This is a genomic window from Streptomyces sp. NPDC048639 (genome assembly GCF_043199075.1).
In the GTDB taxonomy this organism is placed as follows: domain Bacteria; phylum Actinomycetota; class Actinomycetes; order Streptomycetales; family Streptomycetaceae; genus Streptomyces.
In genome coordinates this window covers 1-15117 of the sequence record NZ_JBICVP010000021.1, presented here as the reverse complement: position 1 = coordinate 15117, position 15117 = coordinate 1, and the positions used below count along the sequence as shown (strand labels likewise).

The window sequence follows — 15117 nt, the reverse complement described above, 5'->3', positions numbered from 1 at the left end:
CGATCCGAGGGCGGCCACCGCCGCTACTCCCGCTACCAGCTGCGCATCGCCGCCCGCGCCCGGGAACTCGTCGACCAGGGCACCCCCATCGAGGCCGCCTGCCGCATCATCATCCTCGAATGAAGAAGCCCAGCGCATCAACGCCGAATACCGCCACGCCGCCGACCCGGCGAACCCACCGGCTACTGCCTGAGGTAAGCGGGCCCGCCGGTACCGGCGGGCCCTTACAGCGGATCCGGCGCCTGACTCTCGATCGGTTGGTTCGGGCAGAAGCCCAGTCAGGAACCTCTGGTCTGCGGCATTCTCGGTCGCAGATGCCGTAACCAATGTGCGGCCCGAGCGATAGGGGTGAGGCGGTCGATGGGGTGGCGGTCTGAGGCGTTCGGGGGGAGTCCCACGAGGGCGTAGCGGGCGCGGTCCTTGAGGACGGCAGTGAGCCCAAGCCGGTGTATCTGGATTGCGGGAGCGGAGCGGACTCCGGTGGCCCGGACCAGTGAGTGGTGGGCGTTCAATGGTGCGATGACCCGGCCCAAGGCGGCTGCCTGCCGTGGCGCGTGTGCGTGCGGCTAGCGCGGTACCAGCACCCGATCGACTGGGACCAGGTGGAAGAGAACCGGCTGGAGGGGCTGGAGACCGCCGGCGTGTACGAGGACTGGCGCGAGTACATTCGCACCGTCGACCGCCGGACCGTTCCCCTGCCGGCCGAACTCACCGAAACGATGGAGCGGTTGGACAACCGACTGCCCGGTCCTGCTCGACTTCACCGGAGAACAGGTTGAGATCAATCACCAAGAGTTCGACGACCTATCGATCACCTGGAACACGGTGGACCCCCACCAGCCGGTCCTATGGGCAGACTTCGATCTCCAGTGGCGCCACGATATGCGCGCCGAACTGCACGCCCTTCAGGGCCAGGTCCTTCAGGAGCAGAGCTCCTCGAGTGGACCGGGAGCGACATGGCCCAGAGAACAGTCGCCGTCAGTTTCCGCTTCCTCCACAGCCAACTGACCATAGCCAACGCCCTCGACGAGAATGGGCTGACCTTCGGACCACCGGAGTCGCGCTACCAGCGTCACTCACTGTGCTAAAGCACCCGGTCTGAAATTCTGCACTCCGCTGGCCAGCTGACCTCCTGGCAGCGGCTACTGGATACGGCACGAGCAGAACACGGGAAGCCTACCTTCGGCGCCGCCGAGCCCGGTCTGAACTTCAGTTGTTCCCCGGTGTATCCGAGCTGATGGTGAGCCCGCGCTGGCGGAAGACCGGCACCGCCGAGCGGCTCCATGAGGCGCTGCTCGCCGAGCGGGCTGAGGCCCTGGCCGTGCTTCTGGTCGACCCTGGCCACCCCAAGGTGCGGGCGCTCTACGAGACGTGGCGCTACCGTCAAGATCGGCAACCGGCAGCCCTTCCCCGACTCACCCGTCTTCACCGTCATGCTCCGCGACCTGCATGTACCGACGGCTCCTTCACGTGACCTTCGACCGCCCCTGAGCTCCACGGCAGAGTGAAACCGGCGGTGACGGCGTCGAGTCCTGGCGGAGGAAGCCGGCGAAGCCGTTCATCGGCTTCGGACGGGGCGACGTCACGCAGGGGCGCCGAGCGGCGGGTGTTCGAGCACACGGGGCTTGTACTCGACCAGCTGGGTGCGGCCGTCGAAGGTGCGGTGCTCGATCATCTCGAGGGCGACGTCCGGATAGCCGTCGTAGATGCGTTCTTCGCCCGTGGCCCCGGTGATCACCGGGAACATCACGACCCGGAAGCGGTCGACGAGTCCGGCTCCTAGCAGGGACCGGCACAGGCTGAGGCTGCCGATCGTGCTGAGGAGCCCCGAGCCACTGGACTTCATGGCGCGGACCGCCTCGATGGCGTCGTCGCGGACCAGCCTGGAGTTGGCCCACGTCAGTGGCTCCTTGAGCGAGGAGGAGAACACCACCTTGGACGCTTGCGTGAGCTCGTCGACGGACGCCTCTTCCTCGGGCCTGAACTCGTCTTGGCCATTCGGGACCTCGCCTGCGGCGAAGCCCGACATCAGGCGGTAGGTGTTCGCGCCCATCAGATAAGTGGCCTCGGGCTGCTCGCCGAGCCATGCGAGGTACTCCGGGCCCTCGAGGCCCCAGAACCCGGGCCATCCCTCTCCCGATGCGTGGCCGTCGAGGGAGGTGATGAAGTCGACGAGAAGCTCCGACATGGGCCGTGTCCTTTCCTAGGGTGTCACCAGCTTGGACCGGCCGGGAGCCACAAACTCATCGGCCGCGCTGTGGAGTAACGAGGAACCTGTGACGCTGCAGCCGAAGCCGGGGAATCGCGAGCAGGTGTGGGGGACACCCTGAGCAGGGGGTGGCCAATTTCAAGAAGCGCCATCACGCGACCCGATTCAACGACCCGGGCGTACGCGACCTGCTGGAGAAGATGCCGGAGTCCGCACCCCTGATCGGCTTCGGTACCGGGAGGAAGAAGGTTTCGGTCGATCTGGACGCCGAGTCCCCTCACGTTCTGGTCTCCGCCGGCACCGGCGGGCGCAAGTCCGTCATCCTGCGCTGCATCGCCTCCCAGCTCCTCCACAACGGCGCCCATGCCTTCGTCCTGGACTACAAGCGCATCTCCCACCAGTGGGCCCGTGGCGTTCCCGGGGTCACCTACTGCCGCGACATCGCCGACATCCATCAAGCCCTGATCCGCCTCGGAGCCGAGGGCCACCGACGCATCCGCCTGGCCGACGACCTGGACGAGGATGCGGACCCGACCGCCATCGGCCCGCGGCTGGCGATCCTCCTCGAGGAGGTCAACGCGACGATGAAACAGCTCGCCCGGTACTGGGCGAGTATCCGCGAGCCGGGCGACCCGAAGACCCAGCCCGGCCATCGACGCCCTCGCCGAGATCCTCTTCATGGGCCGACAGGTCCGCATGCACGTCCTGCTCGTCGCCCAGTCCGCCACCGCCCGCTCCATCGGCGGACACGAGATGCGTGAAAACTTCGCCACCCGCATCCTCGCCCGCTACACCCAGAACGCCTGGCGCATGCTCGCCCCCGTAGTCGTCCCCGCCCCCAAGAGCACCCGGCACATCGGCCGCGCCCAGGTCGTCCTCGGCGGCACAGCGCACGAGACCCAAGTCCTCTTCCTCACCGACGCCGAAGCCCGCGCATGGGCAACTGCCGGCAAGTCCTCCACGGCGGCCGAAATGCCACAGCGCGCCCCCACCGTGTCACTGCACAAAGCCAGCGCCCCGCCCGTCCATCCGGGCCCTGCTCTCCTCGACGACGGGCCCGTCCGGCGGGCTCCCGTCCCGCCGCTCCTCCGACACCAGCATCCTCCTCGGAGCCGGAAAACGCGCCGGCCCAACCGGACACCACCGGTGAAGAGGAGGCCGAGGACGAAGTCCTTGGCCTGCGCGCAGCCCAGGAGAAGCACCAGCCCGAGGTCACCCTGGCGACGTTGCGCTCGGCGCGCGCCAACGACCCGGACTTCCCGAAGCACGTCGAAAGGCAAGGAGCCGAACTGCTCTAGCCTCGGACCTCAGACGCTGAGCCCGCAACCGACCCCACGCACACGCACGCACCTGAGCCGCGACCGCACCCGTACTGAAAGTGCCTCATCCCGCAGGTGTTCATCGCGGTTCTACCCGCGCCGCGCCGTGGTGGACGGTGCGGCCATCAGATGAGTACGACGACCGATGCCTGAAGCGACCGAAGTTGATGGGGTGGGCACATGACGACGAAGCAGACCCACGAGACGCCACCTTCCACACGCCACACGACCTGGTGGAGAGCGCCTCTCGTGGCCTCCTTGCTCGGTCTGCCGATCCTCGCCATGGAATACAGCCTTATCCGGGCCCACGACGGCATGGACCAGTACGGAGCCGTGATCTATTGGGCTCTGGCCCTGTTCGCCATCGCCTGGGTCCTGCCTCACCGTCGGTCCATGCGGACATTCCGCATCGTGGCGGCTGCTCTCGCGCTCGGGACCGTGCTGCTTCCCGTCCTGTTCGCGCTGCTGCTGGGAGCGGCACTGGCGTAGACGAAAGAGAGGCCACACGCTGTGCGGAGGGCCGGGATCGAACGCGGCGTGGGTGTCGCGGGCGAGAGGGAATAGGTCCGCGAGCGCCGCCAGGCCGACTCCTCGACCGCGTGCCTGCGGGGAGCTTCTCCGCGTAGCGCCCGCGCCTGGGGCCCCAACGGGGGTGCCGGCTCTCGCTGGCTCTGTGGAGTCTATTCGCTCGTGGGCGGTGCGTAGTAGGTGGCGACCGCCTTGTAGGTCCACAGCTCCCTGCCGTCCACGGTGGTTCCGGTAGGGAAGTCGGTTCGGCGCCGTTTGTGCTGCCGCATCAGCTCCGGCTTCACCTCGATTCCCTCCACGGCCAAGCGGCGTGAGATCTCTGCCAGCGGCAGCAACTCCGGCTCCTCGACGGCCGCGACCTGCTCCACTTCGGCCGGCGCCTTCATCAGGCTCACGGTGTCACGTCGGGTGTCACGTCGGGTGTCACGTCGGGTGTCACGTCGGGTGTCACGGTGGCTGTCACGCGGGGTGTCACGCTCCTCGGCGTGACGGTTGTGCCCTGCGGAAACACCTCCCGCAGGGCTGTTTTTCGAGCTCGTTGCGGCGCTCGCCGATCGGGCGTGACACTTGCAGGAGTGTGGGGAGGCGTTGGGGGCTGCGTGCCGGCGGGCTGCGGTAGAGGTCTGCGGTGCTGTACCCGCGTTCGGCCCGCAGGCGCAGGCAGTGTTGGCCGAGACGCGGGCGGGGTTCAACAGCCGTGTGAGTGCGGCGTGCAGGTGCCCGGCCTCGACGTGGGAGAGGACGAGCGGCACGTTGCCCTGGGGCTCGTCGAGGTGGAACAACGACAGCGGTACGCGGATCTCTCCGGTATCGCTGTCGCTGGTGGGGGCTTGGCGACTGGACGAGGCGTGCCACTGGTCGACCCTGGCCATGGGGAAACCCCGATCGATAGACGGTGAGTAACTACACCGTCACCGTAGGGTCGTTGGGTGTGGAGAAGGGGGACACGTTGTCCCCGGTGCCCCCGCTGTCCCCCTACCCGGCGGCGGCCGTGACGCCGACAGCCTCGGCCAGGCGGCCCGCTTCTCCGCGCAATGCGCGCGGCGCGGTACGCCACAGGTCGGCGGCGACCCCACGCGCCGACGGGGTGAACGCCACTGTCTCCTGGCTGATGGAGTGCGCGAGATTCATCACGTGCAAGGCGGCGGTCCGGTCGTCGCGCTGCAGATGCCCCCGCGCGACCTCGACCCACAGGCGGGCCCGCCGTTCGATGGACGGCATCGCGTCGGGGTCGATGTCGTCCGCCAGGGACAGGGCCTTGCCCGAGGAGCGCAGGTCGGTGGCGACGCTCACTGCGTGGAAGTCGACGTTCGCCCGGCCGAACACGGTGGAGGGGTGAACGTAGGAGGCGGGCAGGGACTTGGCGACCTGATCGCCCTTGTCCCAGTACCGCCAGGCGTCGCCCTCTCGCCCGTCCCGTGCGCAGGTGACAGCGGCGTGCAGCTGCAGCGCGCCGTACACCCCGCGCCAATCGTCGGGCGCGCCGTCGAGGTGGGGGCGGAGCAGGTCGGCTGCCTCGGTGGTGACGCGCAGCGCCTCCTCGGGGTACGCCGTCTCCCTCAGGATGTTGCCCATGTTCCACGCCGCGGCAGCTATGGCGGCCGGGGCGTCGGCCTGCTGCGCTGCGGTGAGGGCGCGGTCGGCGACGACCCACGCGAGTTCGGCCGGCGCGACGTAGGCGGTCGCCTGCCCGGTGAGCCGGTACACGTCGGCCAGGGCGGCGAGCGAGGCGCGCCGCTGGGGGCCGTCGAGGGTGCGGGCGGCGGCCTCGGCCTGGGTGATGAGCTCGGGCAGGAGCGCGCCGACCTCGGTCCGGTTGTGGCCGGAGGTGTGCCACAGGCGCCACGTCTGGTCGATGCGGCCCTGCAGGGTGGCGATGTCGACGGGCTCGGCGGCGGGCGGTGCGAGGCGGCGGTTCATGACGGCCGCCCAGATGGCGGGCATGGACGGGTGGTTGAGCCTTCCCAGCGGTACGGGCTGCGCGACCTCGGGCGTGCCGCCGGTGATGACGGACAGGTCGGAGATCTGCAAGGCGGCGGCGAGGGCCAGGAGCAGGGAGTCAGAGCGGAGTTCACGCTCGCCGCTTTCGATCTTCTCAAGCCAGTCGGGGCCGCGGCCGCACATGCCGGCGAGCACGGGGCGGGACATGCCGCGTGACTCCCGGAGTACCCGGATGCGTTCGCCGGTGCTGAGGTCGTCGGGGAAGTCCATGGTGCTCCCTCTGTGGCGTTGCCGATCCTGTCAGCGTATGGGCCGCTGGCCGTCTGCGGCAGGCACGAACGCACGAAAGCGCCCCCACCCTCCCGAAGGAGAGCGGGGGCGATGCTTCACCACTGGCGTCGCTGCGTCGCTGCGGGTCCAGCCCCACGGCCAACAGGCCGCGTTGCGGCGAGGGCGAGGCTCCGGGTCAGGCGGGGGCGGGGTGCCATCCTCTCGGCCCACCTTGGCGTACGGATCGTCTGGCGGTGTCTTCGAGTGTCGGCGCTAGGACCTGCACTAGCTCACCAGAGATCCCTCCGTGAGGTCGTCGCGGATGAACCGCACGCTGGCGGGCCTCCCTCGTTGGGGAGTGCGCTCTCTGATGCACTGGAAGGCGGACCTCCTGCTGGAGCCGGACGGCGGACCAAGCCCGCTGCCTCACCATCTCCCCCGGAGCAGCGCCGCATTGGGAAGTCGGCAGCGGCGAGAGCGGCAATGGATCCGCCGGGAGGCACGCTGCCGGGGGCCCTCTGATCGGCTGGGGGGCGAAGCCAGTCTTTGACGAGTACGCCGACGCCGGCATCGACCTCACCAAGGCACCAGTCGTGGGAATGGGCTCCGTCTGCCGCCGCCAGGCGACCACAGAGATAGCCCACCTCGTCGACACCTTCCATGCCCGCGGCTACCGCCTCCACGGGTCCGGCGTGAAAACCCGCGGACTCACCGACTACGGTGACCGGGTCGTCTCCGCCGACTCCATGGCCTGGTCGGTCGGAGGCCGCTACGCATCACCCCTGCCCGAGTGCACGCACCGTGCAAAGAGCTGCGCGAACTGCCGCGTTTGGGTGTCCGGGTGACGGGGCGGTTTGACGTCAGAGTGTGTGTGTTGTGGGTAGGTTGGTGTCATGGCTTCGGTTCAGGTGCGCGACCTCCCCGAGGATGTCGTGGCGACGCTCAAGGTCCGCGCAGCTCGTGAAGGCCGCTCGCTGGAAAGCTACCTTCGGTCCCTGTTCATTGCGGAGGCGGCCACGCTGACGCCTCAGGAGGCCGCCGAGCAGGCCCGAGCCATCGGCGCCCGATCCAGGGCTACCGCGGGCGGAATCACCGCGGCCGCCAACGCCTCAGGGGAGCCGCTGCAGTGACCGCGGCGGGCCGTCGCCCCGCGCTTCCCGAACCGGCCGGGCCGCCGCGCCAGCGCCGGGCCGCCACGGGGCAGTTGATGATCCTGGACCCCGCCGCACTGGTCGCCTTCCTCGTGGGATCCGACCCGGTGTCGGACGACGTGCGCGGCACGGCCAGGGGCCGGCGCCTGGCTGCCCCGCAGGGAGTCGACTTCCAGTGTGCCGAGATCCTCGCCGCGCTCGTGAGCGCAGGGCAGCTGCCGGCCGGTGAAGCCGAGCGTGCTCTGGAGTTGCTCGGCCGGATGAGAGTGCGCCGGTACGACCAAGGTCCGCTGCTGCGCCGGGTCTGGCAGCTACGCCGCGCCCTCCGCTCCTACGACGCTGCCTGCGTAGCGCTCGCTGAGATCCTCGGCGCGGAACTTCTCACCATCGGCGGCACGTTCACGGCCGTTCGTGGCATCAAGTGCTCGATCCGCGACCTGTCGTCCCGCTCTACCGTGAGCGAGGTGTGAGGCGATGACGGAGCCACGTATCGCGGGCTGCCCGGACTGCATGGAGAGTAACCGCCCCGGCTTCGTGACCGCCTGGGTGGAAGAGGGCGGCCGCATGCGCCCGGTGTGGAAGCGCTGCCCAGCCCAGTGCACCCCGCAGTCCCGTTCTGCCGAGATCGAGCGGCAGAAGCAACTGCGCGCCCAGCGGGCCGCGGCAGCGCAAACCCCTGCCTCGGAGCAGGAGCCGGCCGCCCCTGCGCGGCCGGAGGCACAGGAGCCCACGCGTCATCCGGCGGGCGCCCGCCCGGCCCCCGCCTACCGCGGCCGCCCCACGCCTGCGGGCCGCAGCCGACCCGCCGCTCCACGGCCGGCCGCCGAACGCCCGACGCCCCGGCACGCAGCTGCGCCCGCCTCGGCCCGGCGGTGGCCGGCCGTCGCCCTGGACGTCACCGACAGCGGTGAGTGGGCCCTGGACCTCGACCAGGTCCCCGCCCCGGCCGGGAGCAAGCTGGCGGACTGGTTCGCCTGGCTGGGTACCGGTCTGCCGCTGCGGGTGGAGCGGATTCACGCCGCGGGCCGTAACGGCGACGGCATGGTGTGCCTGTCGGCCGCCGCGTTGAAGGCGCTGGGTCTGCCCGCTGCGCTTCCCGCGACCGACAAAGCCGTCGCGAGGCTGCAGGAGAAGCTGGCGAAGGCCGCCGGCGCCGTGGGCATGGAGGTCTCCGATGAACTCGGCCCGATCTTCCACGCCTTCCGCCGCAAGGGTGCTCCGGGCGGTCCGCGGACATCTGTCCGCGTGGTCCTGGTGCCCTGGCTCGGTCAGGGCAGCGATAAGCAGCAGGCTGTCGCCGCCCTGACCGCACAGCTGGCCACCACCCCGGCCGGGGTGCTGGATGCGGGCACGCTGGCCCGCCGGATTCGGGCCTTCGTCGCCGACCTCGGCGTAGCACCGGGCGTCACCCCGGCCACCACGAGCATGCTCCTCCTCGACGCCGTCCGCCCCCGCGCCGAATCCGTTCAGGACGGTCAGACGGGGGAGTGGCGCCCGCAGTTGCGTGAGGGCGCGTTGCCGGCCGGCGACACTGTCGTACCGCCGGCCGCGGGCGCCCGGCACCCGCTCACCCGCGAACTCATCAGCCAGGGCGAGGCGGTGTGCGAGGAGGAGGACTACAAGTGGTGGGCCCGCCCCCTCACCGAGGACGAGGCGAGGATGCCGTGGGCGGTCGCGGTCGACGTCTGCGCCTCCTACCTGTCCGTCACCGAATCCCTCCGCCTGCCCGCCGGCCCCCTCCAACACGAGACCGACCCCACGTGGGACGCCAAGGTCGCCGGCCTGTGGTGGTGCGACTTCAGCAGCCTCGATGTCGATGAACTGCTGCCCCACCCCGCCACCTTCCACGGCATGCGCCCCCAGGGGCCTAGCTGGTACGCCACCCCCACCGTGGCCTACATGACCACCACCTACGGCTTCGACCCGGACACGATCACCGAGGCCTACCTCTCCACCCACACGGTCCCGCTGCTGAAGGAGTGGACGGGCCGGATCCGCAACGCCTACAAGCGCACCTACGCCATCCTCGGCCTCGAAGACGGCCAGAGCCCGGAGGAGTTCCTCGACGCCTACGCCCGCCACAAGCACCTCGGCGACGACATCGACCGCGCGGACGTCCTCGTCCTGGCCACGCTCTACAAGCAGATCTACAAGTCCGGCATCGGCAAGTGGGCCGACTCCGCGGTCCGCCTCGACGAGGACGACTGGATGGAGAGGATCGTCGGCTCGTGGCAGTACCGGCCCGAGATCCGCTTCCACATCATCGCCGCCGCCCGCATCGGCGAACACCGACGCATGCGCAAGACCCTCCAAGCCACCGGCCGCGCCCCGTTCTCGGTCAACGTCGACTCCAAGCTCTACGCCACCCACAACCCCGCCCCCGACGAGCTCCTCGCCTTCACCGATCAGGGCAAGCCGCTGCCGGGAGCACTGCGCATGGGTATCGCCCCCGGCTCCCACAAGCACGAATCCAGCATCCCCATGCAGCCGGTCGCCGAACTGATGGACGCCGGCGAGCACCCCTCCCGACTCACTCACAGCTACACCACCCACGGCGAGCCCCTCGACGACAACGACGGCGGCCAGGCCGCCGACGAGGACGACCGTGAGGAGCGCCCGTGATGATGGCCCCCCGAGACCCCCAGGCGCCCCGCGGCGGCATCTTCAAAGCGGCCAAGGAGAGCCTCTTCCCCTCCCGCAAGGCCCCCGCCCGCACCACCACACAGGCCGCGCAGGTCCGCGACCGCAAATACGGCGGGAACACCAAGGCCATGGCCGCCGCCTACAACGTCTCGCCGCGCACCGTGCTGCGCTGGATCGACGGCACCCGCAAAAAGCTCGCCCCCGAACACACCGAACGCCTCCAGCAGGAGGCAACCGAGGTGCAGACCACCCCCCGCGGCCGCGAACGCCGCGCGCGACAGCTCGAAGGCCGCACCGTTTCCGGCTACAGCGCCAAGATCAGCCGCGCGACCACGTTCCAGATCCGCGGCTCCGACGCCGTCCGCCCCCGCGATGTCGACGTCGACCTCACCGGGCAAGAGGCAGCAGCGCTGATCCGCTCCACCGACCCAGCGGAGGCCGAGCAGATCATCGCCGACGCGCTGGCCCGCTACTTCAACGGCGGCTCCCTCTACGGCGGATTCAACGGCACCGACTTCACCTTCGACCCCCACGACTTCCAACTCCGCTGACTTCGAACGTGTGACTCTGCGTCCCAATTGGGCAGTGAGCGCCGTACTCGACCGGTCAGAGCGCCAGTTTGGGACAGCCCTTAGCCATGGGCACGCCGCCCGAAGCACCCCTGGGGACGCGATCGCCAAGCGTCTCACTCGCCTGGGGTTCAAGCAGTGGGCCAGGGCTTCCAGCTCCCGGTGCTGCTGCGGATCTTGCTCTCCGGCGGACCGGGCGGGGAGGGGCAGCGGGGTGATGGTGACCGCGCACAGTCCTCGCTGGCCGTGGGGGTGGCGACGCTCGGCACGCTCTTCCTGGCGGTGTCGCCCCGGCTGGGCACGGGGAACGCGCTGCTGGTGCAGCTCGGGGGTGGTGGCGGTGACGGGTGCTGAATCCGAGGCTGCCCCAGGTGGTCGGCCGAGAGCTCCGCCCCGCGCCCGGTACGGCAACAGAGCCCCGATCGGCAGCAGGGCCCGGACCGCGCGTCGCGGTCCGGGCCCTGCCCTGTACGGTGCCGCCCTGCGGCGGCGGTGCGTCAGCTCTGTGCGGTGTCGTCGCCCGTCTGCCCGGCGCCCTCGGCCGCGCCTGTCTTCTCGCGCATCTTGCGCACCAGCTCCGCCTTCTGGTCGGCGGCACCCTGGCGGTCGAGGTTGCGGTGCGGACCGTTGTTCTGCCGTTCGGCGCGGGACAGCTTCTTGCGCTGGCCGCCGCCCATGCCCACGGGGTTGTTGATGTTCTTGCTCACGGTTCTCCCGGAATGATGTGAAGTGATCTACGGATTCATCGGTGGGGGACGGGCGCGGCGACGTCGAAGGACGTCAGCAGGGGCCCGTCACGCTCTCACTCGTAAATCGGCGTCTGGAAGAACATGGCAAAGACATTACCCGGTTCCGTCGGCCCCGCACACCAAGCTTTTCGCTGCTCCGGCCGACCCCGGGCCTTCGGCGAGCGCACGTGTGGGTGGAGCCCCTCCCAGGGAGGGGCTCCACCCACACGCAGGTATCGGGGAGGGCTATCGCCGTCCGGTGTCCTTGAGCTTTTCCTTGGCCTGGCGTGCGTCGCCTCGCGCCTGTTCGGCGCGTCCTTCGGCGGTGAGACGCTCATTGCCCACCGAGCGGCCGACTGCCTCCTTGGTCTTGCCGACGGCCTGCTCGGTCTTCGCCTTCGTCTTCTCGTTGGCGGCCATGCTGCTCACCTTCCAGCGTCGGTAGCGTGTGCTGGAGTACGCCTGGCCACTCAAGATCGACACAAACACGGTCGGGACAAAAAGATCTCTCGGAGCCCTTCGCCCCCGATCTGTCGTTCTCCCGGACGGGACCTGCGCCTCCAGCGTTACCCGCCCCGGTCGTCGTCCGTTGTGGCCCTCCTCGTCTCGCTGGGCTGACCTCCCACCGCTCAGAGCATGGTTCATCTCCTCCTCCCGTATGGGGCAATCGCGGGGGAGTCGGATGGCTCGTTCACTGCCCAGCGCCGATGCTGATGGAACCGCGTGATGCGAGAAGGGGTTCCTCAATGTCGGGATCACCACCCAGCCAGCCACCGCAGTGGGGAGACCGCCCGCCACCGGAGGGCTGGCCGCCTCCGGCCAACCGCCAACCGCAGCGCAAGCGCCGCAAGTGGCCCTGGATTCTGCTCGTGGTGGTGCTCCTCTTCGCGGGTGGCTGCATCGCCATCGTGGTCGGTATCTCGAATGAAGCATCGAAAGAGACCACCGTGAAGTACACGGTCACCGGAGATGCCCGGGACGTGTCCATCGCTTACAGTACGTGGCACGACGACAATCTCTCGACGAGCCAGCAAACGGTGGCCCGGCTGCCGTGGACCAAGGAAGTCAAAACCACAGGCCTCACACGTGGCGGCTCCCTCAGCGTCACCACAGGCGCCGCCGGAGGGAGCGTGAAGTGCTCGGTGGCCGCGAACGACGGCAAACCGAACACCGCCACCGCGTCCGGAGAATTCGCCACCGCCACATGTGACGACTTCTGACCCCACAGCCACTGGACCAGCCAGAGCCGACACAGCGAACATGCACTGCGTGTCCTCGTCCGCGATCCTCGTTGCTCGCTATGGCCGGGTGCCACTGATGGCGCTGCGGAGCGGGGTCGTAGGGTACGGCCCCATGAACCAGCGCAAGGATGATGACGAGGAGCCGGTCGGCATGCCTGCCGATGATGTGGACACGGCCGATGAGGAGCCGGAGGACGAGCCGGCCGATGCTTGGCTAATGGTCGACGACGGTGGCGGCAGCAGCTGGTAGAGCCAGCGGCAGCGTGGACGTTGCCTTCGTAATTCTTCGCCGCTATCGGACCTGCTCAGCGGTCTGGCCGTAACACCCGCCCGTGCTTCGTAGCCCCCTTGTGGCGCGCGGCGTCGCCTCGGTGGTGCCGCCCTGGCTCGTTGTGACGGTGCACTGGCCGAGTGCCGCATCAGCCCACCTGTGATGCGGACGGGTACGCCCCTCGACGGCACGATCGTCGCGATCGCCAACCCCGCCCTGAACTTGCCGAGTCGAGCAAAGCACACCTTCGGATGACCAGCGCTACCCATGGCCTTGTTCACGAGAGTGGACATCTGCCGTCCGTTCTCGTGAACAAAGCCACTACCCAAGAGAACCGGAGCGTGGGCCCGGCCGGAGACGGGACCGCCATGACCGGACCGAGCCGCTGACAGCCTTCTGCCCCCAGACACCGCATTCACAGAACGGGTGATCGCTTGGCGATGGAATGCAACCTCTTTCGCCGATCGAAGCACGAACGTGTGTCGGTGAATGGGACTGGCCTTGCTTCTTGTCCATAGTCGGACATGTGACAGGCAATCAACACCAGAAGCCGGAGCAGTCAGACACCCAGAAGGGTGAGGTGCCTCAGCGTAAGACGTTGTTGCAGAGGCTTCTTTGGCGCCGAGAGATGACGCCTGAGGAGAGGAAGCGATGGTGGGATGCCCGCGCCGAGATGGGGCCGTGGGAGCAGAAGGAGGCCATTCTTGCGAGGGTCACTGAATTGGAGGCCATCCTCGAAGCCGTCGCGAAAGGCGCAAGGAAGGACGAAGATCGAAAGAACGTGGCTCCGGCATACGCCGCGAAGGCGCGTGGTGAACTGAGGCAAGCAAAGGGTGTCCTCGAACACAAGGCCCATCCTGCGATGCGGCGAAGGGCACATCTGGGTGTCGCACAGTCGCACGTCGACGCTGCCGTGAACCTCATTGTGTGGTTGGCCCCTGAGGACGATGTCAAGGCGATGCTGCCGCAGATGGTGGCCCTCGTTGAGGAGCACTTCGATAATAGCGATCCACGGCGGATCAGGGTCGCAGAGATTGCCCGCGAGATTGATGAGGGAAGAGGGGGAGTTGATCCCAGCCAGCGCGCTTTCCTCGCCGAGACAGTCAGTCTTGCTCGGAGGCTCCTCCGCAGGGAGACCTTGCGGGTCCGCAGCTTCGTCCGCATCGTAGTCTTGGTGACGGGAAGTTTGGTGGCCGCAGCGATCGCCATCGCCGTCCTTGGATTCCAGTACAAGACTGCGGTCCCGTTGTGCTTCGTCCCAGAGAACATGGGAGAGTACCGTGTCGTTTGCCCGACGAACGATAGTGGCAGTGAGAAGACGCCGATCCCGCCGAATACAACACAAATTGAAAAAACTGCGCAGCCCGAGGACTACCTGGTCGTCGAAATTGCGGGTTGCGTAGCGGCTACCATTTCCTCCGCCGCATCACTGCGACGCATCCGAGGAACAGCTCTTCCCTACAACGTACCCCTTGTCCTCGCTGCACTGAAACTACCCACCGGTGCATTGACAGCCGTTCTTGGGCTGCTGCTCATGCGGGGTGGCTTTGTCCCCGGCCTCAGCGCTCTCGATTCGACTGCCCAGATCATTGCGTGGGCCATCATTTTCGGATACTCCCAGCAGCTCTTCACGAAATTCGTGGACAGCCAGGGACAAGCCCTCCTGGACTCCGTCGGTGGCCCGATCAATCCGCCTCAGAAGCCCGCCGAGGAAGTCAGACAGTAACGCGGCCGTCAAGCAGGACCGTATCGAGGTGCCAGGGCGTACGCCGGTGAGTTGGTGCCCGCGGCACACTGCCTCGGGCGTACGCAGGAGGCCCTGCACCTGCTGGACGAGTCGCGTCCCATCTGGTGGCTGGTGGTTGGAGGATCGTTCCTCCTCCTCCCGATCACGTTCTGTAGTCGTTGGTTGTGACGCCCGTTCGACCTATCCTCGGTTACGATGTGCAAAGCAGTCAGGGCAGTGGCAGGCGCACCCGGTTCACCCCCGGGCCTCGGTGAGCCCTCCCCTCCAGCCTCTCGTAGCTGGCCTCTTGAGCCTCACCACCCCCACTCCCACAGCTATACGACGGGCCATCAACTCCGCAGCGAAGCGAAGGAGTTGATCACCCATCATCCGGCGGGCGGGAAGCGCCCGCCCTCCCCGGCGCGGGCGAAGCCCGCGCTCCACGCCCCCGGCGAAGCCCCGGGCCGGGCCCCCCCGGGGCGGGGGGAGGGGGGGGTCGGGGGGGGCGCGGGGGGGGCGGG

General features: G+C 68.6%; 18 protein-coding genes and 2 pseudogenes. 15 read left to right on the top strand and 5 right to left on the bottom strand.

Features of this window, described 5'->3' with window-relative positions:
* The 4 genes and pseudogenes from ACGFNH_RS32605 to ACGFNH_RS32590 form a co-directional block, all read left to right on the top strand.
* Window positions 1-193: pseudogene (locus tag ACGFNH_RS32605) on the top strand (MerR family transcriptional regulator); the annotation flags it as partial.
* Window positions 194-560: 367 nt separating this feature from the next.
* Window positions 561-779, top strand: coding sequence for a hypothetical protein (locus tag ACGFNH_RS32600; protein ID WP_393659994.1), 219 nt, complete (start codon window positions 561-563; stop codon window positions 777-779).
* Between the two features lie 177 nt (window positions 780-956).
* Entirely contained in the window at window positions 957-1088 is a 132-nt protein-coding gene (locus tag ACGFNH_RS32595; protein WP_393659993.1) for a hypothetical protein, read from the top strand.
* Window positions 1089-1225: 137 nt separating this feature from the next.
* Window positions 1226-1508, top strand: a pseudogene (locus ACGFNH_RS32590) (hypothetical protein); the annotation flags it as partial.
* Window positions 1509-1582: 74 nt separating this feature from the next.
* On the opposite strand, the gene ACGFNH_RS32585 reads toward ACGFNH_RS32590, so the two are convergent.
* Window positions 1583-2188: a dihydrofolate reductase family protein gene (locus ACGFNH_RS32585; protein ID WP_393659991.1), complete on the bottom strand. Its 606-nt coding sequence runs from the start codon at window positions 2186-2188 to the stop codon at window positions 1583-1585.
* A gap of 149 nt (window positions 2189-2337) precedes the next feature.
* Here ACGFNH_RS32585 and ACGFNH_RS32580 point away from each other — a divergent pair, with 149 nt between their 5' ends.
* Both ACGFNH_RS32580 and ACGFNH_RS32575 read left to right on the top strand, forming a co-directional pair.
* Window positions 2338-2970, top strand: coding sequence for a hypothetical protein (locus tag ACGFNH_RS32580; RefSeq protein WP_393659989.1), 633 nt, complete (start codon window positions 2338-2340; stop codon window positions 2968-2970).
* Window positions 2971-3708: 738 nt separating this feature from the next.
* A complete protein-coding gene (locus ACGFNH_RS32575) occupies window positions 3709-4017 on the top strand; it encodes a hypothetical protein (protein WP_393659988.1) in 309 nt (102 codons plus the stop codon).
* 191 nt (window positions 4018-4208) lie between these two features.
* Here the strand turns inward: ACGFNH_RS32575 and ACGFNH_RS32570 are convergent, their stop codons facing one another.
* Together ACGFNH_RS32570 and ACGFNH_RS32565 are read right to left on the bottom strand one after the other, a co-directional pair.
* Complete coding sequence (locus ACGFNH_RS32570; protein WP_393659986.1) at window positions 4209-4442, bottom strand: hypothetical protein; 234 nt, start codon at window positions 4440-4442, stop codon at window positions 4209-4211.
* Window positions 4443-5031: 589 nt separating this feature from the next.
* Window positions 5032-6267 carry a multiprotein-bridging factor 1 family protein gene (locus tag ACGFNH_RS32565; protein ID WP_393659984.1) on the bottom strand — a complete coding sequence of 412 codons (1236 nt, stop codon included), beginning with the start codon at window positions 6265-6267 and terminating at the stop codon, window positions 5032-5034.
* 593 nt (window positions 6268-6860) lie between these two features.
* Between ACGFNH_RS32565 and ACGFNH_RS32560 the strand changes: the two genes are divergently transcribed.
* From ACGFNH_RS32560 to ACGFNH_RS32535, 6 genes are all read left to right on the top strand, one after another.
* Entirely contained in the window at window positions 6861-7112 is a 252-nt protein-coding gene (locus tag ACGFNH_RS32560; protein ID WP_393659983.1) for a hypothetical protein, read from the top strand.
* A 48-nt stretch (window positions 7113-7160) separates the two neighbouring features.
* A complete protein-coding gene (locus ACGFNH_RS32555) occupies window positions 7161-7397 on the top strand; it encodes a hypothetical protein (protein ID WP_393659981.1) in 237 nt (78 codons plus the stop codon).
* Entirely contained in the window at window positions 7394-7888 is a 495-nt protein-coding gene (locus tag ACGFNH_RS32550) for a type II toxin-antitoxin system VapC family toxin (protein ID WP_393659979.1), read from the top strand. Before ACGFNH_RS32555 ends, ACGFNH_RS32550 begins: the two co-directional genes overlap by 4 nt.
* A gap of 4 nt (window positions 7889-7892) precedes the next feature.
* Window positions 7893-10040, top strand: a complete 2148-nt coding sequence (locus ACGFNH_RS32545) for a hypothetical protein (RefSeq protein WP_393659977.1) — start codon at window positions 7893-7895, stop codon at window positions 10038-10040.
* Window positions 10040-10612, top strand: a complete 573-nt coding sequence (locus ACGFNH_RS32540) for a hypothetical protein (RefSeq protein ID WP_393659975.1) — start codon at window positions 10040-10042, stop codon at window positions 10610-10612. The genes ACGFNH_RS32545 and ACGFNH_RS32540 overlap by 1 nt, the downstream gene beginning before the upstream one ends.
* 156 nt (window positions 10613-10768) lie before the next feature.
* Entirely contained in the window at window positions 10769-10984 is a 216-nt protein-coding gene (locus ACGFNH_RS32535; protein ID WP_393659974.1) for a hypothetical protein, read from the top strand.
* Between the two features lie 143 nt (window positions 10985-11127).
* Here the strand turns inward: ACGFNH_RS32535 and ACGFNH_RS32530 are convergent, their stop codons facing one another.
* The gene (locus ACGFNH_RS32530; protein ID WP_006608065.1) at window positions 11128-11337 is read right to left on the bottom strand and encodes a DUF6243 family protein; all 210 of its coding nucleotides are present in this window, start codon (window positions 11335-11337) and stop codon (window positions 11128-11130) included.
* Window positions 11338-11604: 267 nt separating this feature from the next.
* A complete protein-coding gene (locus ACGFNH_RS32525) occupies window positions 11605-11778 on the bottom strand; it encodes a CsbD family protein (RefSeq protein ID WP_393659972.1) in 174 nt (57 codons plus the stop codon).
* A 449-nt stretch (window positions 11779-12227) separates the two neighbouring features.
* Between ACGFNH_RS32525 and ACGFNH_RS32520 the strand changes: the two genes are divergently transcribed.
* The 3 genes from ACGFNH_RS32520 (at window position 12228) to ACGFNH_RS32510 (ending at window position 14596) form a co-directional block, all read left to right on the top strand.
* Window positions 12228-12578, top strand: coding sequence for a hypothetical protein (locus ACGFNH_RS32520; RefSeq protein ID WP_393659970.1), 351 nt, complete (start codon window positions 12228-12230; stop codon window positions 12576-12578).
* Between the two features lie 133 nt (window positions 12579-12711).
* The gene (locus tag ACGFNH_RS32515; RefSeq protein WP_393659968.1) at window positions 12712-12849 is read left to right on the top strand and encodes a hypothetical protein; all 138 of its coding nucleotides are present in this window, start codon (window positions 12712-12714) and stop codon (window positions 12847-12849) included.
* 547 nt (window positions 12850-13396) lie between these two features.
* Window positions 13397-14596, top strand: a complete 1200-nt coding sequence (locus tag ACGFNH_RS32510; RefSeq protein WP_393659967.1) for a hypothetical protein — start codon at window positions 13397-13399, stop codon at window positions 14594-14596.
* The last annotated feature ends 521 nt before the right edge of the window (window positions 14597-15117 follow it).